Genomic DNA, 21,264 nt, shown 5'->3' with positions numbered 1-21,264 from the left:
TGGCAGGCGCTGCTGCCCGAGCGCCCGGCACACATGACAACACGCCAGTCGGCCAAGCCGGCTGGCGTTCTCTTTTGGCGCTGTCACCGTTCGCTATGGATGACTCCGATCGCGATGCGCAGCAATTGCTCCGCCGTCGTGATACGTCCTGCATCGAGCGCCCGGCGCCATCCAAGATAGTTCGGCAGGTAGCGCGAAGCGACACCGCGGAAGCGGCTCAACCATTGCCGGAAGCGCTGGTGATAGGCGTTCACGTTCTGGACGTGGACGGCGCCGGCAAGGCCACGGCGTACCCGTACCCCGGCGCGCAGGTTCACCGCCTCGTGCGCAATGCCATGCTTGCGGGCGAAACTGCGATAGGCGCCATGCCCGTCGCTGACCAGGAGCACCTGCCGCTCGAGCCTGGGCAGCAGGTGGCGCTCCAGCTGCGCGGCCGTCAAGGCGCCGCGGCCGACCACGGCATCGACGGTCTGGCCACTGCGGTCGCGCGCGACCAGAATGCAGTCGAGCTCGCGTGAGATGCCGCGCTTGCCTGCGCGTCCGCCGCGCCGGCGTGCCGGGCGGTCCAGCTTGCGCGCGCCCTTTTGCGATTCCAGCACGAACATTTCGTCGACCTCGGCAATGCCGCCCAGGCGCCGTGGCTGATCCTGCTCCGGGCCTTTGAGGAAGCAATGGCGCCAGCGAAAGGCTGTGTTGCGGTGCACCCCGACTTTCTTGGCAGCGGCGCGTACCGACGTCGAATCGATCACGGTGCCCAGGTAGTCGAGCCATTTTTCGCGCAGCCGCAGCCGCGCCAGCGGTGTGCCGCTCAGATCGTTATAGGTGCGGCCGCAGGCGCGGCAGCGGTAGCGCTGCAGGCCGTTGGCTTGCCCATGCCGGTAGTAACGCTCGCAGGCGCAACTGGGGCAACGGCGCCGCATTGCACCGATTTGGCCGATGAGGGCAATCACCTGGTCCAGCCCGGCAGCGGGATGCAGGGCGGCCAGTGTTTGCAGGCGCTGGGGCAGGTTCAGTGCAGGGAGTCTGGCAAACCACTTCTTGAAATGCGGTGCGCGCATGGTCGTTCCCGTCTGTGGTGACAAGCGTTTGACCATGCAGCAGCTCAGCAGTTCGGCGCTCATCCATAGTGAAGGATGACAGCGCCTCTCTTTTTGGTACTGCCGCCATCAAGAAAAAACGGATTCACCTTGCGGTGAATCCGTTCAGTCTTGCCGAGGGGCCGCCCGATCGTCGGGCGGCCACCGCCTTACATGATGTGGGTGCCGATCCACCAGGCGATCGCCGCCATGAAGGCCGATGCCGGGATGGTGAAGACCCAGGCCCAGACGATGTTGCCGGCCACGCCCCAACGCACCGCCGACATCTTCTGCGAGGCCCCCACGCCGACGATCGCGCCGGTGATGGTATGGGTGGTCGAGACCGGGATGCCGAAGTAGCTCGACATCAGGAGGGTCATGGCGCCGCCGGTTTCCGCGCAGAAGCCGCCGACCGGCTTGAGCTTGGTGATCTTCTGGCCCATGGTCTTGACGATGCGCCAGCCGCCGAACAGCGTGCCGAAGGCGATCGCCGCGTAGCAGGAAATGATGACCCAGGCCGGCGGATGGGTGGCGGTGGCGCTGACGGTGCCCGCGGCGATCAGGAGCATCCAGATGATGCCCATGGTCTTCTGCGCATCGTTGCCGCCGTGGCCCAGCGAATAGGCTGCGGCCGACGCCAGCTGCAGGCGGCGGAACCAGGTGTCGACCTTGCGCGGCGTCGATTTCACGAAGGTCCAGGACACGATCAGCATGATGATCGTCCCGAGGGCGAAGCCCAGCAGCGGCGCCACCACGATGAAGGCCACGGTCTTGAGCAGGCCGCCGGCGATCAGGGAACCGGTGCCCGCCTTGGCCACCGCCGCGCCCACCAGGCCGCCGATCAGCGCGTGGGAGGACGAGGACGGGATGCCGTAGTACCAGGTGATGATGTTCCAGGTGATCGCGCCGACCAGCGCGCCGAAGATCACATAGTGGTCGACCACGTGCGGGTCGATGGTGCCCTTGCCGATGGTTTGCGCGACCTTCATGTTGACCACGAAGATCGCGATGAAGTTGAAGAAGGCGGCCATCGCCACCGCGTGCTGGGGCTTGAGCACGCCGGTCGATACCACGGTGGCGATCGAGTTCGCCGAATCGTGGAAGCCGTTCATGAAGTCGAACACCAGTGCCAGCAGCACCAGGAAGCCCAGCACGTAAATGCTGATGTTAATAGTTTCCATGTTTATTCTTGTTGTGCGTGTGCGCTTTGAACCTTACGCGTTTTCGACGATGATGCCTTCGACGATGTTGGCCACGTCTTCGCAGCGGTCGGTCACGGTTTCGAGAATCTCGTAGATGGCCTTCATCTTGATCAGGTTGCGCACGTCCGGTTCGTCGCGGAACAGCTTGGACATGGCGGCGCGCATCACGTGGTCGGCGTCGGACTCGAAGCGGTCGATCTCCTCGCAGATGGCGACGATCTTCTGGGCGTTGCCCATGTCGTGCAGCAGGGAGACGGCCTCCTGCACCTTCTTGCACGCCGACAGGCACAGTTCCGCCAGGCGCGCGGCTTCCGGGGTCACGGCGTGCAGGTCGTACAGCGACACCGTCTGGGCCGCATCTTCCATCATGTCGAGGATGTCGTCCATGCTGGTGATCAGCTTGTGGATGTCATCGCGGTCGAGCGGGGTGATGAAGGTCTTGTGCAGCAGGTCGACGCATTCGTAGGTGATCTTGTCCGCCTGTTTTTCGATGCTCTCCACGGCGTGGGTGCGGTTTTCCAGGTCGTCGAAGCTGGTCATCAGACCAACCATTTCTTGCGCACCCTTCACGCACAGGGCGGCGTGCTGGTTGAACAGGTCAAAAAACTTGCCCTCCTGGGGCATCAGGCGTCCGAACATATTATTCTCCGTTGTGAATCTCTAGGGACATCGATACCGCCGCCACGGCTGGCGGCGGCTGAGTGTTTACTTCTGATATCGGCTTAGTCGCCCTGGTAGATGGCGAGGTTGCCGCTGTAGTTGCCGAACTTGGTGTAGGAGCCGATCCAGGTAAGGCGAATCGCCCCGATCGGGCCATTACGCTGCTTACCGATGATGATCTCGGCGGTTCCTTTATCCGGCGAGTCGGGGTTGTAGACCTCGTCGCGATACAGGAAGATGATCACGTCCGCATCCTGTTCGATAGCGCCGGATTCGCGCAGGTCGGACATGACGGGACGTTTGTTGGGCCGCTGTTCCAGCGAGCGGTTCAGCTGGGACAGGGCGATGACGGGGCAATGCAGCTCTTTCGCCAGGCCTTTCAGGCTACGCGAGATCTCGGAGATCTCGGCCGCGCGGTTGTCGCCCGGCTGGCTGCCCTGCATCAGCTGCAGGTAGTCGACGATGATCAGGCCCAGCTTGCCGCACTGGCGCGCCAGGCGTCGTGCCCGTGCGCGCATCTCGATCGGATTGAGCGCCGGCGTTTCGTCGATGTAGAGCTGGGCGTCATTCATTTTCTGAATGGCGTGCGTCAGGCGCGGCCAGTCTTCGTCGTTCAGGCGGCCGGTACGCAGGCGGTGCTGGTCGAGCTGGCCCACCGAGCCGAGCATACGCATGGCCAGCTGGGCGCCGCCCATCTCCATCGAGAACACAGCCACCGGCAGGCCGGCTTCGATCGCGACGTTCTCGCCGATGTTGACCGAGAACGCGGTCTTGCCCATCGACGGACGGCCGGCCACGATGACCAGGTCGCCCGGCTGCAGGCCAGAGGTCATGCGGTCGAGGTCGATGAAGCCGGTCGGCACGCCGGTGATCTCGCCCTGGTTCTCGCGCGAGTACAGCTCGTCGATACGCTCGACCACCTGGGTGAGCAGCGGCTGGATCGGGTTCCACCCCTGCTGGCCGCGGGCGCCGGTTTCGGCGATGGCGAAGATCTTCGATTCGGCCTCGTCGAGCATCTGCTTGACTTCCTTGCCCTGCGGGTTGAAGGCGTTGCCCGAGATTTCGTCGGCGACGGTGATCAGGTTGCGCAGGATGCCGCGGTCACGCACGATCTCGGCGTAGCGGCGGATGTTGGCCGCCGACGGCGTGTTCTGCGCCATCGCGTTCAGGTACTGCAGGCCGCCCACCTCCTCGGCCTTGCCCAGCATGTTGCAGGCTTCGTAGACCGTGATCACGTCCGCCGGCTTGCCGGCGTTGATCAGGCGGACCATCTGCTCGAAGATGATGCGGTGGTCGTAGCGGTAGAAATCCTCTGCGTGCATGAAGTCGGCAATGCGGTCCCAGGCCGCGTTATCGCGCAGGAGACCGCCGATGACGGACTGCTCTGCTTCGATGGAATGCGGCGGGATGCGCAGGGAATCGACTTGCGGATCGGATGGGGAATTCATGGCGGGCATTATACCGTTTCCGGTCACACGGCTGAAATAATTGGCGAGTTTCCGGAGATAAAAAAAGCCGGGCGAACCCGGCTTTTTCATTTATACAACAGCAGCTTAGGCGGCTTCGCCAACCACAGCGATGGTGATTTCCGAGACGACGTCGGTGTGCAGAGCGACGGCAACCGGGAATTCGCCGGTGGTCTTCAGCGGGCCGGTCGGCATGCGAACCTGCGACTTTTCGACCGGGAAACCTTGCTTGCTCAGGGCTTCGGCGATGTCGAAGTTGGTGACCGAACCGAACAGACGGCCGTCCACGCCCGCCTTCTGGGCGATGGTGACGGTCATGCCGCTCAGCTTGTCGCCTTGCGCCTGGGCAGCCGACAGCTTTTCAGCTGCTGCTTTTTCCAGTTCGGCGCGCTTGGTTTCGAACTCGGCCACGGCGGCCTGGGTGGCGCGGCGTGCCATCTTTTGCGGGATCAGGAAGTTACGTGCGTAACCATCCTTGACTTTGACGACGTCGCCCAGGTTACCGACGTTGACGACTTTTTCGAGCAGGATAACTTGCATATTTATTCTCCAGGTATTCTGACTGACGTGCCGCTGTTTAAGCGTTGTGCAGGTCGGTGTACGGCAGCAGCGCGAGGTAGCGTGCGCGCTTGATGGCGGTGTCGACCTGGCGCTGGTAGTGCGCCTTGGTGCCGGTCAGGCGTGCCGGCATGATCTTGCCGTTTTCCTGGACGAAGTCCTTCAGGGTGTCGACGTCCTTGTAGTCCACTTGCTCAACGCCGGCGGCGGTGAAGCGGCAGAACTTCTTGCGCTTGAACAGCGGGTTCTGCTGTTTGCGCTTCATTTTTTCTTTAGCTTTGTTTTTGTCGAACTTTTTACCGAATGCCATTTCGAGGCTCCTGTATCTAATCTAAGTTGCGCCAACCTACTGTTAGGCGGCACTGAAATCAATGATGTGAAACACCAAGGCTTTGCTGTTGCGGTTTTTCCGTGCGAGGAATCCGTCGAAGCGGTAGGCTGCGCCGAGTTCGGCGCTTTCCAGCCTGCCCGAAATCTCGCCCGCGCCGAGCGCGGGGATTTCAAACGCGACCTGCCTTGCCACTCCGGCCTCGACCTGCTGCGAATCGTGCATCAGGATCGCGCCCACGATGGGGACGCCGGCCGGGGTGAAACGCAGGACGTCTCGCTCCGCGATTGTCGCGATGAGCTGGAACCGGTTCACTGCGCTTGACGAATTCCCGAGAAAAACTTAGGCGGCAGCGGCAGCGGCAGCGGCCGGGGCAGCAGCAGCTGCTTCCGCGCGGTGGCTCTTGGCTGCGTCTTCGCGCTGGACCGACTTCATCATCGGCGACGGTGCGGTTTCGGCCTTCTTCATCTTGACGGTCAGGTGACGCAGGACGGCATCATTGAACTTGAATGCGGTTTCCAGCTCGACCAGGGTCTCGTTGTCGCACTCGATGTTCATGCAGATGTAGTGAGCCTTCGGCAGCTTCTGGATCTGGTAAGCCATCTGGCGACGGCCCCAGTCTTCCACGCGATGGATGTTACCGCCGCGGCTGGTCACCGTGGTCTTGTAACGCTCGATCATCGCCGGAACTTGCTCGCTCTGGTCCGGGTGGACGATAAAAACGATTTCATAATGACGCATGCAACACTCCTTAAGGACGTTTAAACAAATGCCCACCTCGGCGTCAAGACGAGTGTGGGAAGGGAAAGCCTTCGATTATAGCCTGAAAAATCACCGGATGGGAACCCGGGCATGCCCCGGCGCCACGGATGCGCGGTGCTGCACAAATTTTTTACAGTTTTCCCGTGTTTGCCCTTGCGCATATCAGAATACTGTACAAAAATACAGTCTGCTCTTACAACTAGTGCCGTATAACACCCATGCTCAAGCTCACTGCAAGGCAAGAACAGATCCTTAACCTGATCAAGGAAGCGATCGAAAACACCGGCTTTCCGCCGACCCGCGCCGAAATCGCGGCCGAGCTGGGCTTCCGGTCGGCCAATGCCGCCGAGGAACACCTGCAGGCCCTGGCGCGCAAGGGCGCCATCGAGATTTCGCCGGGCACCTCGCGCGGCATCCGCCTGGTCGGCGCCTCGGTCGAGCAGATCCCGATGCCGCCGCCCAACCTCATGATGTCGCTGCCGCTGGTCGGCCGCGTCGCCGCCGGTTCGCCGATCCTGGCCCAGGAACACGTCGAAGCCACCTACTCCGTCGACGCCGCCATGTTCTCGGCGCGCCCCGACTTCCTGCTGAAGGTCAAGGGCTGGTCGATGCGCGATGCCGGCATCTGCGACGGCGACTTCCTGGCGGTCAAGAAGATCGACAGCGCCAAGAACGGCCAGATCGTCGTCGCCCGCCTGGGCGAGGAAGTGACCGTCAAGCGCTACCGCAAGACCGGCAACCTGGTCGAACTGCTGCCGGAGAATCCCGATTTCAAGGTGATCCAGGTGACGCCGGAAGACGAGTTTGCCCTGGAAGGCCTGGCTGTCGGCCTGATGCGCAGCTGGCATTGATTCGCCAAGCCGCCAGCGCGGCGGCTTACTGGATCTTCTTGTCCGCCCAGTGGGAATCCTTCTTGGCGGACTTCACCATCTGGTTGTGCTCGGTCACATAGGCGTCGGTCGCCGAGCGCCATGCGGCGTAGTCCGCCAGCACCAGCTTCGAACTCACCTTGGCTTCCTCGGTCAGGTTTTCCTGCAACTGCGCCAGGTGGGCATTCGATTTTTCGAGCTCTTCCTTGTTCATCAGCTTCCGGATGTCGCTCGGGACGCGCTGGGTCAGCGGCATCGCCGCGTTCAGGTTGGTGACGTACTTGTTGTAGCAGTCCTGCCAGGTCTGCACGGCCGCGCCGATGCGGTCGATGTCGGCATTCACCTTCGACATCGCCGGAATGCGCGGCGTGGCGCAACGGAACTCGCCCGACTTCAGGTCTTCGCCGTCGTAGCCCTTGATCCAGTAGTCGATGTCCTTGCGGCGCTTGACGCGCTGGTCGAGCAACTCGAGTGAGGCGATCGCGACCTTGTTGCCCTTGGCGGCGGCTTTCTTGAACAGATCGGTGGCCTTCGCTTCGTCGACCTCTCCCGCCTCGCCGTAGAAATACATCTGGCCCAGCGCCTGCTGGGCGGCCGGATTGCCGGCATTGGCCAGTTTGGTGTAGATCTTCAGCGCGCCCGCGTAGTCCTTCTTCTCGAACAGGGCGTTGGCGTCTTCGAGTTCGCCGGCAAAGGCGGCGCCGCACAGCAGCAGGGAGGCAAGGAACAGCTTGGTCTTCATGGGCAGGGAGATCAGGTGAAAAGAAATCCCATGATAGCGGCATGTGCCGCCCTGCTCAACCGCTGAAACAAAACGGCGCCAGTGGCGTCGTTTTGAAGGAGCGGCACTTTTTCCGTAGGGTGGGCGGCTCCACCTCGAAGGCCGGCATATCGACAACGTGACTGCCGCCCACGCGTTCAACGCTCCGAAGAACAGTGGCACGGCTAACCTGCTGTTTGAACGCGTGGGCGGCGTCCACGCGAGTGGCTGATCCAGCAATGCGGTGCAGCCCCCACCCTACGAAAAAAACGGCAACCCAAGGGTTGCCGTCATGCTCAGGCGTCGAGCGCCTGGCGGAAATCCGCCAGCAGGTCCGCGGTGTCCTCGATGCCCACCGAGACGCGGATCAGGGATTCGGCGATGCCCATGCTGGCGCGCCGCTCGGGGCCCATCTCGAAGAAGATCGTGTGCGCCACCGGGATCACCAGGGTACGGGTGTCGCCCAGGTTGCTGGCCGGGATGCCGAGCTTCAGGCGGTTCAGGTAGTCGAAGGGGTCGATATCCTCGCGCAGCTCGAAGCTCATCAGGGAGCCGCCGGCACGGAACAGCTCAGTGACGATGCCGTTCTGCGGATGCGAGGCCAGGCCCGGATAGTGGACGGCTGCCACGCGTTCATCACGCTCCAGCATCTGCGCCAGCGCCAGCGCGTTGGCGCAGGTACGTTCCATGCGCAGCGCCAGCGTCTCGGCGCCCACTGCGATGTGGTGGGCCGCTTCCGGCCCGAGCGCCGCCCCGAAGTCGCGCAAGGCCTTGGCACGCAACTGGGCCAGGCCCTGGTTAGCGGCCGGCTGCTTGCGGAAATTGGCCGCGATGTGCGGGTAGGCGCTCCAGTCGAACAGGCCGGTGTCGGTCAGGGCGCCGCCCAGGGCGATGCCGTGGCCGCCGATCGACTTTGTCAGCGAATTGACCACCAGGCCCGCCCCCACCGCCTTCGGGCGGAACAGCCAGGGCGTGGTCATGGTGTTGTCGACCACGTACAGGATGCCGCGCTCGCGGCACAGCTGGCCGATGCGCGCCAGGTCCGCCACCTGGGTGCGCGGGTTGGCGATGGTCTCCACGAACACCATGCGCGTTTCCGGCTTGAGCGCCGCTTCGACGTTCGCGGCAATGGTGGCATCGACGAAGTCGACCGCCACGCCCTGCCCCGCCACCGTCTGCCACAGGCTGTTGGTGTTCCCGAACAGGAAAGACGACGAAACGATGTGGTCGCCCGCGCGCAGCAGTCCCTGGAACAGCGCGCCGATGGCGGCCATGCCGGTGGCGAAGCAGATGCTGCCGACGCCGTCTTCCATCATCGTGATCTTGTCCTCGAGCGCGCCGACGGTCGGGTTGCCCTGGCGTCCGTAGCGGAAACCCGGCTCCTTGCCCTGGAAGACCGAGGCCAGCTGGCGCGCATCCTTGTAGCCGAAGGCCACCGAGGTGTGCACCGGCTTGTGCAGCGAGCCCTGCTCGATGCTCTTCCTGCGGTCGTTGTGCAGGATGGTGGTGGTGAAACCGTACTTCTGCTCGCTCATGGTCTTACTCCGCCGTGGCCGGACGGTTGAGGTTGAGCTGGTTGGTGGCCGCGTCCTCGACGCCCTTGCTGCCGCCCTTGTGGCGCGCGGATTCCTGACGATCCAGGTATTCCGGGGTCACGTCGCCGGTGACATAAACGCCGTCGAAGCAGGACGCCTCGAAATTCTTCAAGGCCGGGTTGACGTCCGAGATCGCTTTTTTGAGCGCATCGACGTCCTGATAGACCAGGCGGTCGGCAGTGATCTCCTTGCAGACTTCCTCGACAGTGCGGCCGTGGGCGATCAGCTCGTCGCGGGTCGGCATGTCGATGCCGTACACGTTCGGGTACAGCACCGGCGGCGCGGCCGAGGCGAAGAACACCTTGCGGGCGCCGGCGTCGCGCGCCATCTGCACGATCTCGCGGCTGGTGGTGCCGCGCACGATCGAGTCGTCCACCAGCAGCACGTTCTTGTCCTTGAATTCGGAGGCGATCGCGTTGAGCTTCTGGCGCACCGACTTCTTGCGCATGTTCTGGCCCGGCATGATGAAGGTGCGGCCGATGTAGCGGTTCTTGATGAAGCCTTCGCGGTACTCGACGCCGAGTTTCAGCGCCAGCTGGATCGCGGCCGGACGCGAGGAATCCGGGATCGGCATGACCACGTCGATCTCGTCGACCGGAATCTCCTTGCGGATCTTGTCGGCCAGGTATTCGCCCATGCGCAGGCGGGTCGCGTACACCGAGGCGCCGTCGATCACGGAATCCGGACGGGCCAGGTAGACGTACTCGAAAGCGCAGGGATTGAGCGACGGGTTCTCGGCGCACTGGCGCTCGTGGAAGGTGCCGTCGTTGCCGATGAAGACGGCTTCACCCGGCGCGATGTCGCGCACGAAGCGGAAACCCAGGCCTTCCAGCGCCACCGATTCGCTGGCCACCAGGTATTCGGTGCCGGCTTCGGTCTCGTTCACGCCGAGGCACAGCGGACGGATGCCGAACGGATCGCGGAAGGCCAGCATGCCGTGGCCGGCGATCTGGGCCACGACGGCGTAGGCGCCGCGCACGCGGCGGTGCACGGCCGCCACCGCCTTGAACACCGCGTCGGTGTCGAGCTTGTAGCCGTCGGCCGCTTCCTGGATCTCGTGCGCCAGCACGTTGAGCAGCACTTCCGAATCGGAGTCGGTGTTGATATGACGGCGATCGTTCTTGAACAGGTCTTCCTTGAGCTGGGCCTGGTTGGTCAGGTTGCCGTTATGGGCCAGGGTGATGCCGAAGGGCGCGTTCACGTAGAACGGCTGCGCTTCTTCCTCGCTCGAGGAGCCGGCGGTCGGGTAGCGGCAGTGGCCGATACCGGTGTTGCCCTGCAGCGTACGCATGTTACGGGTACGGAACACATCGCGCACCAGGCCGTTGGCCTTGTACATCGAGAACATGCTGCTGTGATTGGTTGCAATACCCGCCGCGTCCTGGCCGCGGTGCTGCAGCAGCAGCAAGGCGTCATACAGAAGCTGGTTGACGGGATTGTTCGAGACGACGCCGACGATGCCACACATGGTGCGCTCCTAAAACTGGACTGCGTGATTACAAAAAATGAAAACCGACTTCAGAAATTGATGTGCTGCCCCAGGGCAGCGGGGAGAAAGGGCTTGACGGTGCGTGCTCCGGTTTCCGCCATGGGTGACAGCAACGCATTCCTCCAGAAATCCTGCTGTGGGATGGACGTCATCCCACACAATATGACGGCGGCCAGCACGATTACAATGCCGCGCGCCAATCCAAACAATCCGCCCAGCCCGCGGTCCGCCAGGCTCAGGCCGCTGGCCGCGATCAGGGCGCCGATCGCCAGCGACAGCAGGCCCATCAGGATACGCGCGCCGAGGAACAGCAGCACGAAGGCCATGATCAGGCGCGCGGTCTCGCCGGGCAGCAACTCCGGCAGCAGCGGCGCCAGCTGGGCGCCGTAGGCGTTCGCCACCACGAAGGCCACGATCCAACCCAGCAGCGACAGGATCTCCTTGACCAGGCCGCGCAGGGTGGAAATGATGACCGACGATACCAGTACGAACAAGACCAGGTAATCGAAAATCGTCACGCCGCCAACCCTTGCCTGGAATACTGGATCAGAGCGGCACCATGGAGCCGGACAGGCCCATCGCGATCAGCTTCGAGCGGATCTTCTCGCCCTCTTCCTTGGTGTACGGGCCCACGCGCACGCGGATCAGGTCGCCGGACCGTTCGGTGAAGGAGGACACGCCTGCCGCACGCAGGCGCCCCTGCAGTTCATCGACCTTCTGCTGGGTCGCCAGCGCGGCCACCTGCACCACGTATTTCTGCGACGGGCCGCCGGCCTTCACGACCGGCTTGCCTTCCAGGATGGCCATGGCGCGCGCGGCGTCGCTCTGGACCGGCGCCGGCGTCGCGGCGACCGGCTTGACCGGCGGTTTCTCGGCCGGCTTCTCCAACTTCTTCGGTTCCAGGTCGGCGACCTTCGGATGCGCCTCGACCTTCGGCTCGCGCCTGGGCTCGGGCTTGGCCGGTTCCGGCCGGGCTTCGGCTCTTGCCGCGGCGGACTCGGCGCGGGCGATGTCGAGGGTACGGACCGGCGGCGGATCGGCCGGCGGCGGCGACACGCTGGTCGCGGGTGCCGGCGGCTGGGCCGATGCGAGCGTCGGGTCGTCGGTCGGCTCGACGATCTCCTCGCCGCTGTCGACGGTGGCCGCGGCCGGCACCGGCAGCGGCGCCGCCTTGTCCTTCGATGGGATGTTGATGGCGATGTCGGCGCCGAGCGGCTTGGGCTCGGAATCGAGCAGCATCGGCAGGCCGACCGCGGCGGCGAGGGCCAGCGCGATCGCGCCTACCAGGCGGCGGCGCGCGCGCTTCTTCTCGGGCAGGATCGGATCGGCCCCGGCGCGGCCGCGGCCGCGGGTGGCGCCTTCGCCGGCGTGGGTGGCGCGCTTGGCGCGGGCCTGCTGCCCATAAGCGGCGTCGTCATCCTTGACGAAATGGCCGCTGTCCCGGACAGTGTCTTGCTTGTTTTTGCTACCGAACGAGAACAAGCCCATGCGTTTCTAATATCAGTGAAGAGAGTGTTTGCGGGCCGCCATGACGCCGGCGACCGTATAGAACGAGCCAAAGACCACAATTCTATCATTCTCCCCAGCCCGGCTCACGGCATTCGCATAGGCTTCGGCTGGCGTAGCGAAGGCGGCGACCGAAAAATCGTCTTCTTTCGCGCCGGCGGGCTTCAATACCGCGAGCTTTTCGGCCAGTTGCCGCGGGTCGCTCGAGCGCGGCGAAGGCAGCGCGGTGACGCACCAGTGGTCGACGATGCCCTTCAGGGGGTTGACAACGGCGTCGATGTCCTTGTCTTCCATGATGCCGAACACCGCATAGGTGTAGCGGTGAAAGCCCATGTTGCCGAGGTTGTGCGCCAGGGCGCTTGCCGCGTGCGGGTTATGGGCCACGTCCAGCACCTGGGTCGGACGGCCCGGCAGCACCTGGAAGCGTCCCGGCAGCTCGACCATGGCCAGGCCGGCGCGCACTTCCTGGGCGCCGCAGGGCAGCTGCATGCGCAGCACTTCCAGCGCCGCCAGCGCGGCCGAGGCATTGAGCAGCTGGTTGGCGCCGCGCAGGGCCGGATAGGCGAGCGAATTGCGGCGCTGGCCGCGCCCGCCATAGCTCCACTGCTGCTGGTCGCCCTGGTAGTTGAAGTCGCGCCCCAGCAGCCACAGGTCGGCGCCGATGCTTTCCGCATGCTCGATGAGCGTTGTTGGGGGCACCGGGTCGCTGCAGATCGCGGCCTTGCCCGGGCGGAAGATGCCGGCCTTTTCAAAACCGATCTTCTCGCGGGTGTCTCCCAGGTAATCCGTATGGTCGATGTCGACGCTGGTGACGATCGCCACGTCGGCGTCGACCACGTTGACCGCGTCCAGCCGCCCACCCAGGCCGACCTCGAGGATGGCGACGTCCACGCCGGCCTGCGAAATCAGGTGCATGATCGCCAGCGTGGTGAACTCGAAGTAGGTCAGCGAGACCTCGCCGCGCGCGCCTTCCACCACATCGAAGCTGGCTACCAGCGCTTCATCGGACGCCATCTCGCCGTTGATGCGGGCGCGCTCGTTGAAGTCGAGGAAGTGTGGCTTGATGTACAGGCCGACGCGGTAGCCGGACTGCAGCAGCATGGCTTCCAGCATGGCGCAGGTCGAGCCCTTGCCGTTGGTGCCGGCCACCATGATCACGGGGCAACTGAAGGCGAGCCCCATGCGTTCCTTGACGGCGCGGACGCGGTCCAGGCCCATGTCGATGTGGGTTTCGGCATGGCGCGACTCGAGCAGCGCCAGCCAGTCGGGCAAGGTGGTCGGGAGAGTAGGCATTGGATGGAGACGTCGGTATGCGTGCGGGAAGCACGGGTGCGGATGCATGGGCACCCGCACCGGGGTGAATCAGGCCAGCGCGTCGGCGGCCTGGTTTTGCAGCAGCGCCAGCAGGCGGGCGATTTCTTCGCGCATCTTGCGGCGGTCGACGATCATGTCGACGGCGCCCTTCTGCACCAGGAACTCGGCGCGCTGGAAGCCTTCCGGCAGCTTTTCGCGCACGGTGTTCTCGATCACGCGCGGACCGGCAAAGCCGATCAGGGCTTTCGGTTCGGCGATGACGACGTCGCCCATGAAGGCGAACGAGGCCGAGACGCCGCCCATGGTCGGGTCGGTCAGCACGGAGATGAACGGCAGTTTCTTTTCCGACAGCTTGGTCAGCATGGCGGTGGTCTTGGCCATCTGCATCAGCGACAGCAGGCCTTCCTGCATTCGGGCGCCGCCGGTGGCGGTGATACAGATGAAGGGCACCTTCTGCTCCAGCGCCACCTGGGCGCCGCGCACGAAACGCTCGCCGACGACCGAACCCATCGAGCCGCCCATGAATTCGAATTCGAAGCAGGCCACCACGACCGGCAGGCTCATGATCGAGCCGCCCTGGACGATCAGGGCATCGGTTTCGCCCGTGGCGTCCATGGCCTGCTTGAGGCGGTCCGGGTATTTCTTGCTATCCTTGAACTTCAGGGTATCGACCGGCAGGGCTTCCTGGCCGATCTCATAACGGCCGCCTTCGTCGAGCAGCGCATCGAGGCGCTCGCGGGCGCGGATGCGCATGTGATGGTCGCACTTGGGGCAAACGTGCTGATTGGATTCCAGGTCGGCGCGATACAGGACCGATTCGCACGACGGGCACTTGACCCACAGCCCTTCGGGCATGGTCTTGCTCTTGGCGGCATCGGAGCGCTGGATCCGTGGGGGCAGCAGTTTTTCTAGCCAACTCATCTTTTCTCCTTGCGGCAAGTCTTCGAAGTGGCGGTAGTGTAGCCGCAAGCGTCCCGCTTGTCGAATCATGTCGCCCTGCCAATTGCCATTCCGACATCAAACAAAAAGGGACGCCAGATGGCGTCCCCGTGTTTCCTGCTCATGGGCCTTCAGGTCTTGGCGGCCGCGTCGGACATGTCTGCGATGCTGTATTCCAGACCGCCGACCCGCCGGGCGACAAGGTTGTAGAGCCATGCCACCAGGCCGGCAAAAAGAAAGGTGAGCAAGCCATACACAAGCGGAGCAATCAACAGCGTCATGATGGCCACGCCAATGCCCGCACCAAGGCCTCCGCCAACAAATCCCGCTGCCGTGACGAACAGCATGATGGGCAGGGACATCACTGTGTACAGCACTGCCAGGACCTTCGCTGTCTGGCCTACCGACACGTTTACAATTTGTATTTTCATCGCAAGATCCAAAAATTGTTTATCGAAAACAACGGATCTACTGTACCGCGATGAACCCCTTTCTCAGACGCGGCAGCGCAAGCCGCGTCTTGCGTGAAGGCAAGCTTTGCTCAGGCGTCCAGTGCGCTGCGGATGCCCGAGGTGAAGCTCCGCACCGCGTCCACAGCCTGTTCCTTCGGCACCGATTCCAGCTCCTGGATGATGCGGCTGCCGATCACCACCGCATCCGCCACCTCCGCCACCGCACGGGCCGTGGCGCCGTCGCGGATGCCGAAACCGACACCGATCGGCAGCTTGACGTGCTCGCGGATCGCGGCCACGCGCCGTGCCACGTCTTGCGTGTCGATGCTGCCGGAGCCGGTCACGCCCTTGAGCGAGACGTAGTAGCTGAAGCCGCTGCCGTACTGCGCCACCTGCTGCACCCGCTTCGTGGTCGAGGTCGGCGCCAGCAGGAAGATCAGGTCGAGTTCGTTGGCGCGCATGGCCTCGGCAAAGGCCGCGCATTCTTCCGGCGGATAGTCGACCACGATCGCGCCGTCGGCGCCGGCCTCTTTCGCGCAGCTAATAAAAGTGTCGGGGCCGATGCGCTCGATCGGGTTGGCGTAGCCCATCAACACGACGGGCGTCGTGGTGTTGGTCTTGCGGAATTCACGCACAAAACCGAAGACGTCCTTCAGGCCGACATTGAACTCCAGCGCGCGCTCGCAGGCGCGCTGGATGACCGGGCCTTCGGCCATCGGGTCGGAAAACGGCACACCCAGTTCCAGGACGTCGGCGCCGCCCTCCACCAGGGCGTGCATCAGGGGCACGGTGAATTCCGGACCGGGGTCGCCGGCGGTGATGAAGGTGACCAGGCCGGTCTTGTTCTGCGCCTTGAGGGCGGCAAAGGTCGATGCAATACGGGACATGCTGTTCTTTCTTATCAAGGGTTCACGAAGGCGTGGGCAGGCGGTCAGCTGAAATCCAGCCCCATCCTCTGCGCCACCGTGTGCATGTCCTTGTCGCCGCGGCCCGACAGGTTGACCAGGATGAGCCGGTCCTGCGGCAGCGTGGCCGCCAGCTTGGTCGCGTAGGCGATCGCGTGCGAGGACTCCAGCGCCGGGATGATGCCTTCGATGCGGCAGCAGTCGTGGAAGGCCTGCAAGGCTTCCTCGTCCGTGATGCTCACGTACTCGGCGCGCTTGATGTCCTTCAGCCAGGCGTGTTCCGGTCCCACGCCCGGGTAATCCAGGCCGGCCGAGACCGAATGGGTCTCGATGATCTGCCCGTTCTCGTCCTGCAGCAGATAGGTGCGGTTGCCGTGCAGCACGCCCGGGATGCCGGCGCTCAGGGACGCCGCATGCTTGCCCGTCTCCAGGCCCTCGCCTGCCGGCTCGACGCCCACCAGTTTCACGCCCGGCTCGTCGATGTAGGGATAGAAGATGCCCATGGCGTTCGAGCCGCCGCCGACGCAGGCTACTACGAAATCGGGCTGGCGGCCGGTCATGGCTGGCATCTGGACGCGGCACTCCTCGCCGATCACCGACTGGAAGTCGCGCACCATCATCGGATACGGGTGCGGCCCCGCCACGGTGCCGATGATGTAGAAGGTGTTTTCGATGTTGGTGACCCAGTCGCGCATCGCTTCGTTGAGCGCGTCCTTCAGGGTCTTGGAGCCCGATTCCACCGGCACGACGGTCGCGCCCAGCAGCTTCATGCGGTAGACGTTCTGCGCCTGGCGCTGGACGTCTTCGCTGCCCATGTAGACCACGCACTCCATGCCGAAGCGCGCGCAAATGGTGGCGGTGGCCACGCCGTGCTGGCCCGCGCCGGTCTCGGCGATGATGCGCTTCTTGCCCATGCGGCGTGCCAGCAGGGCCTGGCCGATCACGTTGTTGATCTTGTGCGCGCCCGTGTGGTTCAGGTCTTCGCGCTTGAAGAAGATCTGGGCGCCGCCCACCTGTTCGGACCAGCGCCTGGCGTGGTAGACCGGCGAGGGACGGCCGACGAAGTGGGCCAGTTCGTAGCGGAATTCCTCGAGGAATTCGGGGTCGTTCGAATAGCGCGCATAGGCCTCGTTCAATTCGGCCAGGGCATGCGACAGGGTTTCGGCGACGAAGCTGCCGCCGTAGGGGCCAAAGTGCCCGCTCTGGTCGGGCAGTTGGTAATCCGGGGTCTGGAACAGCGGGGTGTTCCCGCTAGGACGATCTTTCATGATGGTTCTCACTCGAATGGATGGCGTCGGCGGCCCGCACTGCCTGAACGAAATCGGCAAGCCTGCGGGCATCCTTGATGCCCTTCTGCGCTTCGACGCCACTGCTGACGTCGACCGCGAAGGGACGGACACGTACCACCGCGTCAGTCGCGTTCTGTGCGTTCAACCCACCACTCAAAACGACCCGAGGCGCGAGCTCTTTTGGGACGAGAGACCAATCGAAGACCTTTCCTGCGCCGCCGTAGGCGTCCACCCAGGTATCCAGCAACAGGCCGGAGAACCAGGGACTGGCGGCGCGGTATATGCGTTCGTATTCTAGCAGTTCATCGGGAGCCGTGTCCGGCCTGACGCGGAAGGCTTTCACGAAGGGCCGCGCGACGTCCGCGGCCAGCGCCGCGCACTGCTCGACCGTTTCGTCGCCATGGAACTGGATCAGCGACAGCGGCGCATTTGCCGCCACCGCCCTCACCTCGTCCGGCGTCGGGTTGACGAACAGGGCCACCGCCGACACGAAGGGCGGCAGCGCCCGGCACAGTTCGGCCGCCTGTTCCGGCGTGACGTAGCGCGGGCTTTTCGGATAAAAAACGAAACCCAGCGCGTCGGCGCCGGCATGAACGGCCGCGCGCAGGTCTTCCGCGCGCGTGATGCCGCAAATCTTGATACGGGTGCGTTGCATGACGATCCTCAAACAGCCTAGAGCCAAGGCAGCGGATGTGATGGCTCCTGGGGCAATCCCCACTTGGGATCGTAATCGATTTTTGCCAGGTACAGGCCGTCCGGCATGAAAGTGGGCGCGGCCACGTCGCGCGAACGGCTCTCCAGCACCTCTTTCATCCAGCCCGGTTCGTTGCGCCCCGTGCCCACGTAGATGAGCGAACCGACGATGTTGCGCACCATGTGATGGAGGAAAGCGCTGGCGCGCACCGTGAATACGATCACATCGCCGTAGCGCTCGATGCTGACCTCATGCATCTGCTTGACCGGCGAATTGGCCTGGCAGCCAGAGGCGCGGAAGGCCGAGAAATCGTGCTCGCCGATCAGGTGCTGGCCGGCTTCACGCATGCGCTCCACGTCGAGCGGACGGAACACCCAGCCCGCCCGGCCGGCCAGCAGCGCCGACGGGTTCGCGTGGTTGTAGAGCACATAGTGATAGGTGCGCGAACGCGCCGAGAAGCGCGCATGGAATTCGTTGCCCTCGGCATCGGGCGCGACCTCGTGCGCCCAGCGCACCACGATCGAGTCGGGCAGGAAGGCGTTCACGCCGCGCACCCAGCTCTGCATGGCGCGGTCGAGTTCGGTGTCGAAATGGACCACCTGCTCGATGCCGTGCACGCCCGCGTCGGTGCGGCCGGCGCAGGTGGTGGCAAGCGGCGTGCAGGCGAACTTCTCGAGCGCGATCTCGAGCCGGTCCTGGACGGTGTTTCGTTCCGGCTGCTTCTGGTAGCCGTTCCAGCCCGTACCGACGTACTGGACACCCAGTGCGATGCGCCTCACGCGAGCAGGGAGCGCATTGCGCTGGCCTTGCTCACCTGTTCGCTGCTGCCACCCTTGATGACTTCATCGAGCAGCTCGCGCGCACCTTCCTTGTCGCCGATTTCCTGGTAGGCGATCGCGAGGTCGAGCTTGGTTTCCATTTCCATGTGTTCCGGCGACATCGCGGCCGGCTCCAGGGCGTCGCCCGGCACCGGCAGCGCGGCATCCGCCCCCGCGGCCGGCTCGAAGGTCGGCAGGTCGAGGTCGATGTCGGTCAGGTCGAAGGACGGCTCGCCCGCGGCGGCGGTCGGCGCAGCCGGCGCGGCCTCGTCGAATGCGAACGGGTCTTCATCGGCGGTCGCGTCGGCGGCGGCCGGCGGCGCGTCGAAGTCGAAGGGTTCGACATGCGGCTGGGACAGGCTCGGCGCGGGGCTCGGCTCGGCCGGGCTGCCGAAGTCCATGGTGTCGAGGTCGAACAGCGGATCGTCTGCGCCGCCCGGGGCGCCGAGGCTGGCTGGCAGCTCTTCGTGGAACGGGGTCGCCTCGGCCACGGCGGCGGGCGCGGCGGCGGCGGCCGGCAGGCCGAAGTCCATGCTGTCGAGGTCGAACAGCGGATCCTGTTCGGCGGCCGCCGTGGCGGGCGCGGGCGGCTCGTCTTCGGCCAGCGCCGGCAGCGGTGGCAGGTCGAATTCGGCGGCCAGGCCGGCCAGGTCGTGCTCCGCCACCGCGGCCTGCTCGGCCGCGACGGCCTCTTGCGGCTGGGCGGCGGTTTCCGGCTCGCCGAAGCTCATGTCGAAGGCGAGGTCGAAGGGCTCTTCGCCCGTGGGTGCAGGCGCGGCGGTGAGATCGGCCGGGCTGACCGGATCGAGCGCGAAGTCGAGATCCGGCACGGCGGTGTCATCGAGCGCCTCATCGAGCACATCATCGCGGCCGGGACCGGCCATGGGGATCGCTTCGGTGCTGGCGACCGGTTCGAAGGTCAGGCCGCCGAGGTCGAAGTCGAGCGAGTTGTCGTCGGCGCGCGCTTCGGTCGTTTGGGTGGTGTCGTGCGACAGCACGGCATCGGCTTGCGGCACGGCGGTGGCATCCTCTTCCACGTCGTGGTCCAGCGCGGCGTAAGCGGCGCCGGCCATGGCGCCGGCGCCCAGGGCGGCCACCGGTGCACCACCGCGGAACGATGCCTCGAGCTGCTGCGACAGCAGCGACTGCTGGTCGCGCTCCTGCGGGCTCGGGGTCGGCGCCACCGGCGCGGCGCCGGCGGCAGCGGCATACAGCGCATTGGTCGGGTCGATGCTGAGGCCAAGCGCGGCCGCCTGGGCCCACTCGTCTCCCATGCCGCGCGTCAGGCCATGCAGCTCGCCGGCCTGGGTCTCGAAGGCGCGCAGGTCCTTGCGGGCGGCGTAGATCTCGAGCAGTTTCAGGCGCACCGCGTGGCGTTCCGGGTGGTTGCGCAGCGCTTCCTTCAGGATTTCCTCGGCCTGCGCGTCGCGGCCGTAGGCGATGTAGACGTCGGCTTCCGCGACCGGGTCGACCTCGTTGGTGTCGAGCTGCGAGGCTGAAGGGGCGAAGCTGGAATTGAACACGCTGTTGCTGGTGTCGACGCTCTGGCCGCCCGCTTCCGCGAACAGCGAGTGCGCCCCCTGGGTCGGCACGCCCAGCACCGAGGGTTCGGCGACGATGGTCTTGGCGCCCTCGCCTTTCTTGCGGCGGCGCTGCGAGATGCCCAGCGCGCCCAGCAGCAGGATGGCGGCGCCGGCGGCTACATAGTTGATGTTGTCCATCAGCATGTCGGCGAAGCCCTTCTCCTGCGGCGTGGGTTCGGCCGGCGCTGCCGGCTTGGCCTGCGCCGCCGGTTTGGCTGCCGGGCTGGCCGGCGTCGCGGTGGCTGCGCCGGCGACGGCGCCGGCCGCGGCGGCGTTCTGCACTTCGCTGCCGGAACGGCTTTTCACCGTCATCAGCTGCTCCAGCTCGTTGACGTTCTTCTCGAGTTCCTTCACGCGGGCCTGGGCCTGCTCCAGTTCGCGCTCGCGCGCGATCGCCTCTTCGGTGCTTGCCGTCGTCGCCCCAGGCGCGCCCTGCGCGCCGGCGCTGGCCTGGGTCGCTTTCGACAGGCGCAGCTGGTCCTGCGATTCGTTGGCGGCGGTCGGGCGTTCCTCGACCTTGGCAGTGATGCGGCCGGCCGCGCTCTGGCCGGCCTGCGGCGTACGCTGCGGGGCGGCATTGGCCACCTGCCCGGCCAGCTTGTTACGGTAGGCATTGAAGTCGGCGGCGTGCGCGACCACGATGCCGCGCGCCTCGGCCTCGCCGGTGCCCCTGAGGGCGCCGGAGTCCGGCACCGACAGGATCTGGCCCGATTTCAGGCGGTTCATGTTGTTGCCGATGAAGGCGTCCGGGTTGGCGCGGTACAGCGCCACCAGCATCATGTCGAGCGAGATGTCGGCCGGCTTGAGCTTGGCGGCGATCCTGCCCAGGGTGTCGCCCGGGCGCACGCGGTAGCTCGAAGGCGCGTCGACCGCAGGCGCGCCAGCGCGCGGCGTCTCGCGCCGCGGTTCCTGCTGCGTCTGCTGCGACGGCTGGCTTGCCGGCGCGGCCTGCTGCGGCGTTGCGGCGCGCGGCGCGGCAGGCGCTGCCGCCGGGGCCGC

The 21,264-nt window shown here is 65.1% G+C and carries 22 protein-coding genes; 1 reads left to right on the top strand and 21 read right to left on the bottom strand.

From position 1 onward, the window contains the following. Positions 1-83: 83 nt before the first annotated feature. The 8 genes from ACK4S9_RS15880 to rpsF form a co-directional block, all read right to left on the bottom strand. Positions 84-1,058 carry an IS1595 family transposase gene (locus ACK4S9_RS15880; protein ID WP_409727432.1) on the bottom strand — a complete coding sequence of 325 codons (975 nt, stop codon included), beginning with the start codon at positions 1,056-1,058 and terminating at the stop codon, positions 84-86. A 188-nt stretch (positions 1,059-1,246) separates the two neighbouring features. Then, positions 1,247-2,257 (bottom strand): inorganic phosphate transporter, encoded by a 1,011-nt coding sequence (locus ACK4S9_RS15875; protein WP_409727344.1) that lies wholly within the window; start codon positions 2,255-2,257, stop codon positions 1,247-1,249. Between the two features lie 33 nt (positions 2,258-2,290). After that, positions 2,291-2,917, bottom strand: coding sequence for a DUF47 domain-containing protein (locus ACK4S9_RS15870; RefSeq protein WP_409727341.1), 627 nt, complete (start codon positions 2,915-2,917; stop codon positions 2,291-2,293). Positions 2,918-3,000: 83 nt separating this feature from the next. Then, positions 3,001-4,386 (bottom strand): replicative DNA helicase, encoded by a 1,386-nt coding sequence (locus ACK4S9_RS15865; protein ID WP_224942844.1) that lies wholly within the window; start codon positions 4,384-4,386, stop codon positions 3,001-3,003. A gap of 105 nt (positions 4,387-4,491) precedes the next feature. After that, entirely contained in the window at positions 4,492-4,944 is a 453-nt protein-coding gene (gene rplI / locus ACK4S9_RS15860) for a 50S ribosomal protein L9 (RefSeq protein WP_027866750.1), read from the bottom strand. Between the two features lie 37 nt (positions 4,945-4,981). Beyond that, positions 4,982-5,272, bottom strand: coding sequence for a 30S ribosomal protein S18 (rpsR, locus tag ACK4S9_RS15855; RefSeq protein WP_027866749.1), 291 nt, complete (start codon positions 5,270-5,272; stop codon positions 4,982-4,984). Between the two features lie 42 nt (positions 5,273-5,314). Further along, the gene (gene priB, locus ACK4S9_RS15850; protein WP_281909440.1) at positions 5,315-5,605 is read right to left on the bottom strand and encodes a primosomal replication protein N; all 291 of its coding nucleotides are present in this window, start codon (positions 5,603-5,605) and stop codon (positions 5,315-5,317) included. Positions 5,606-5,632: 27 nt separating this feature from the next. Further along, complete coding sequence (gene rpsF, locus ACK4S9_RS15845; protein ID WP_409727336.1) at positions 5,633-6,031, bottom strand: 30S ribosomal protein S6; 399 nt, start codon at positions 6,029-6,031, stop codon at positions 5,633-5,635. A gap of 239 nt (positions 6,032-6,270) precedes the next feature. Between rpsF and lexA the strand changes: the two genes are divergently transcribed. Beyond that, the gene (gene lexA, locus ACK4S9_RS15840) at positions 6,271-6,903 is read left to right on the top strand and encodes a transcriptional repressor LexA (RefSeq protein WP_409727333.1); all 633 of its coding nucleotides are present in this window, start codon (positions 6,271-6,273) and stop codon (positions 6,901-6,903) included. Between the two features lie 25 nt (positions 6,904-6,928). On the opposite strand, the gene ACK4S9_RS15835 is transcribed toward lexA, so the two are convergent. From ACK4S9_RS15835 to ACK4S9_RS15775, 13 genes are all read right to left on the bottom strand, one after another. Continuing rightward, a complete protein-coding gene (locus ACK4S9_RS15835) occupies positions 6,929-7,663 on the bottom strand; it encodes a sel1 repeat family protein (RefSeq protein ID WP_409727330.1) in 735 nt (244 codons plus the stop codon). A gap of 314 nt (positions 7,664-7,977) precedes the next feature. Continuing rightward, positions 7,978-9,216 (bottom strand): cystathionine gamma-synthase family protein, encoded by a 1,239-nt coding sequence (locus ACK4S9_RS15830; RefSeq protein WP_409727327.1) that lies wholly within the window; start codon positions 9,214-9,216, stop codon positions 7,978-7,980. A gap of 4 nt (positions 9,217-9,220) precedes the next feature. Continuing rightward, complete coding sequence (purF, locus tag ACK4S9_RS15825; RefSeq protein ID WP_409727324.1) at positions 9,221-10,744, bottom strand: amidophosphoribosyltransferase; 1,524 nt, start codon at positions 10,742-10,744, stop codon at positions 9,221-9,223. Between the two features lie 50 nt (positions 10,745-10,794). Further along, on the bottom strand, positions 10,795-11,283 hold the full coding sequence (locus ACK4S9_RS15820; RefSeq protein WP_409727321.1) for a CvpA family protein: 489 nt from the start codon (positions 11,281-11,283) through the stop codon (positions 10,795-10,797). Positions 11,284-11,311: 28 nt separating this feature from the next. Continuing rightward, entirely contained in the window at positions 11,312-12,253 is a 942-nt protein-coding gene (locus ACK4S9_RS15815; RefSeq protein ID WP_409727318.1) for an SPOR domain-containing protein, read from the bottom strand. A 12-nt stretch (positions 12,254-12,265) separates the two neighbouring features. Continuing rightward, positions 12,266-13,564: a bifunctional tetrahydrofolate synthase/dihydrofolate synthase gene (gene folC, locus ACK4S9_RS15810; protein WP_409727315.1), complete on the bottom strand. Its 1,299-nt coding sequence runs from the start codon at positions 13,562-13,564 to the stop codon at positions 12,266-12,268. Between the two features lie 69 nt (positions 13,565-13,633). Further along, positions 13,634-14,506 carry an acetyl-CoA carboxylase, carboxyltransferase subunit beta gene (accD, locus tag ACK4S9_RS15805; protein WP_409266213.1) on the bottom strand — a complete coding sequence of 291 codons (873 nt, stop codon included), beginning with the start codon at positions 14,504-14,506 and terminating at the stop codon, positions 13,634-13,636. Positions 14,507-14,655: 149 nt separating this feature from the next. Beyond that, complete coding sequence (locus ACK4S9_RS15800) at positions 14,656-14,955, bottom strand: hypothetical protein (protein ID WP_409727311.1); 300 nt, start codon at positions 14,953-14,955, stop codon at positions 14,656-14,658. A gap of 110 nt (positions 14,956-15,065) precedes the next feature. Next, positions 15,066-15,863 carry a tryptophan synthase subunit alpha gene (gene trpA / locus ACK4S9_RS15795; RefSeq protein WP_409727308.1) on the bottom strand — a complete coding sequence of 266 codons (798 nt, stop codon included), beginning with the start codon at positions 15,861-15,863 and terminating at the stop codon, positions 15,066-15,068. Between the two features lie 44 nt (positions 15,864-15,907). Then, positions 15,908-17,149, bottom strand: a complete 1,242-nt coding sequence (trpB, locus tag ACK4S9_RS15790) for a tryptophan synthase subunit beta (RefSeq protein WP_409727305.1) — start codon at positions 17,147-17,149, stop codon at positions 15,908-15,910. Continuing rightward, complete coding sequence (locus ACK4S9_RS15785) at positions 17,133-17,825, bottom strand: phosphoribosylanthranilate isomerase (RefSeq protein WP_409727302.1); 693 nt, start codon at positions 17,823-17,825, stop codon at positions 17,133-17,135. Before ACK4S9_RS15785 ends, trpB begins: the two co-directional genes overlap by 17 nt. Before the next feature lie 17 nt (positions 17,826-17,842). Then, on the bottom strand, positions 17,843-18,643 hold the full coding sequence (gene truA / locus ACK4S9_RS15780; protein WP_409727299.1) for a tRNA pseudouridine(38-40) synthase TruA: 801 nt from the start codon (positions 18,641-18,643) through the stop codon (positions 17,843-17,845). Then, a partial coding sequence (locus ACK4S9_RS15775) for a FimV/HubP family polar landmark protein (RefSeq protein WP_409727296.1) occupies positions 18,640-21,264 on the bottom strand: 2,625 nt, incomplete at its 5' end. The genes ACK4S9_RS15775 and truA, both read right to left, overlap by 4 nt.

Origin of the sequence: Massilia sp. (assembly GCF_046293535.1) — a bacterium.
Lineage (GTDB): Bacteria > Pseudomonadota > Gammaproteobacteria > Burkholderiales > Burkholderiaceae_D > Telluria.
This window is presented reverse-complemented; position numbering and strand designations above follow the sequence as displayed.

Bases quoted from the DNA above. Each gene is read 5' to 3' on its own strand.
- ACK4S9_RS15880 (WP_409727432.1), bottom strand. From the start codon at position 1,058: ATGCGCGCACCGCATTTCAAGAAGTGGTTTGCCAGACTCCCTGCACTG.
- ACK4S9_RS15875 (WP_409727344.1), bottom strand. From the start codon at position 2,257: ATGGAAACTATTAACATCAGCATTTACGTGCTGGGCTTCCTGGTGCTG.
- ACK4S9_RS15870 (WP_409727341.1), bottom strand. From the start codon at position 2,917: ATGTTCGGACGCCTGATGCCCCAGGAGGGCAAGTTTTTTGACCTGTTC.
- ACK4S9_RS15865 (WP_224942844.1), bottom strand. From the start codon at position 4,386: ATGAATTCCCCATCCGATCCGCAAGTCGATTCCCTGCGCATCCCGCCG.
- rplI (WP_027866750.1), bottom strand. From the start codon at position 4,944: ATGCAAGTTATCCTGCTCGAAAAAGTCGTCAACGTCGGTAACCTGGGC.
- rpsR (WP_027866749.1), bottom strand. From the start codon at position 5,272: ATGGCATTCGGTAAAAAGTTCGACAAAAACAAAGCTAAAGAAAAAATG.
- rpsF (WP_409727336.1), bottom strand. From the start codon at position 6,031: ATGCGTCATTATGAAATCGTTTTTATCGTCCACCCGGACCAGAGCGAG.
- lexA (WP_409727333.1), top strand. From the start codon at position 6,271: ATGCTCAAGCTCACTGCAAGGCAAGAACAGATCCTTAACCTGATCAAG.
- ACK4S9_RS15835 (WP_409727330.1), bottom strand. From the start codon at position 7,663: ATGAAGACCAAGCTGTTCCTTGCCTCCCTGCTGCTGTGCGGCGCCGCC.
- ACK4S9_RS15830 (WP_409727327.1), bottom strand. From the start codon at position 9,216: ATGAGCGAGCAGAAGTACGGTTTCACCACCACCATCCTGCACAACGAC.
- purF (WP_409727324.1), bottom strand. From the start codon at position 10,744: ATGTGTGGCATCGTCGGCGTCGTCTCGAACAATCCCGTCAACCAGCTT.
- ACK4S9_RS15815 (WP_409727318.1), bottom strand. From the start codon at position 12,253: ATGGGCTTGTTCTCGTTCGGTAGCAAAAACAAGCAAGACACTGTCCGG.
- folC (WP_409727315.1), bottom strand. From the start codon at position 13,564: ATGCCTACTCTCCCGACCACCTTGCCCGACTGGCTGGCGCTGCTCGAG.
- accD (WP_409266213.1), bottom strand. From the start codon at position 14,506: ATGAGTTGGCTAGAAAAACTGCTGCCCCCACGGATCCAGCGCTCCGAT.
- ACK4S9_RS15800 (WP_409727311.1), bottom strand. From the start codon at position 14,955: ATGAAAATACAAATTGTAAACGTGTCGGTAGGCCAGACAGCGAAGGTC.
- trpA (WP_409727308.1), bottom strand. From the start codon at position 15,863: ATGTCCCGTATTGCATCGACCTTTGCCGCCCTCAAGGCGCAGAACAAG.
- trpB (WP_409727305.1), bottom strand. From the start codon at position 17,149: ATGAAAGATCGTCCTAGCGGGAACACCCCGCTGTTCCAGACCCCGGAT.
- ACK4S9_RS15785 (WP_409727302.1), bottom strand. From the start codon at position 17,825: ATGCAACGCACCCGTATCAAGATTTGCGGCATCACGCGCGCGGAAGAC.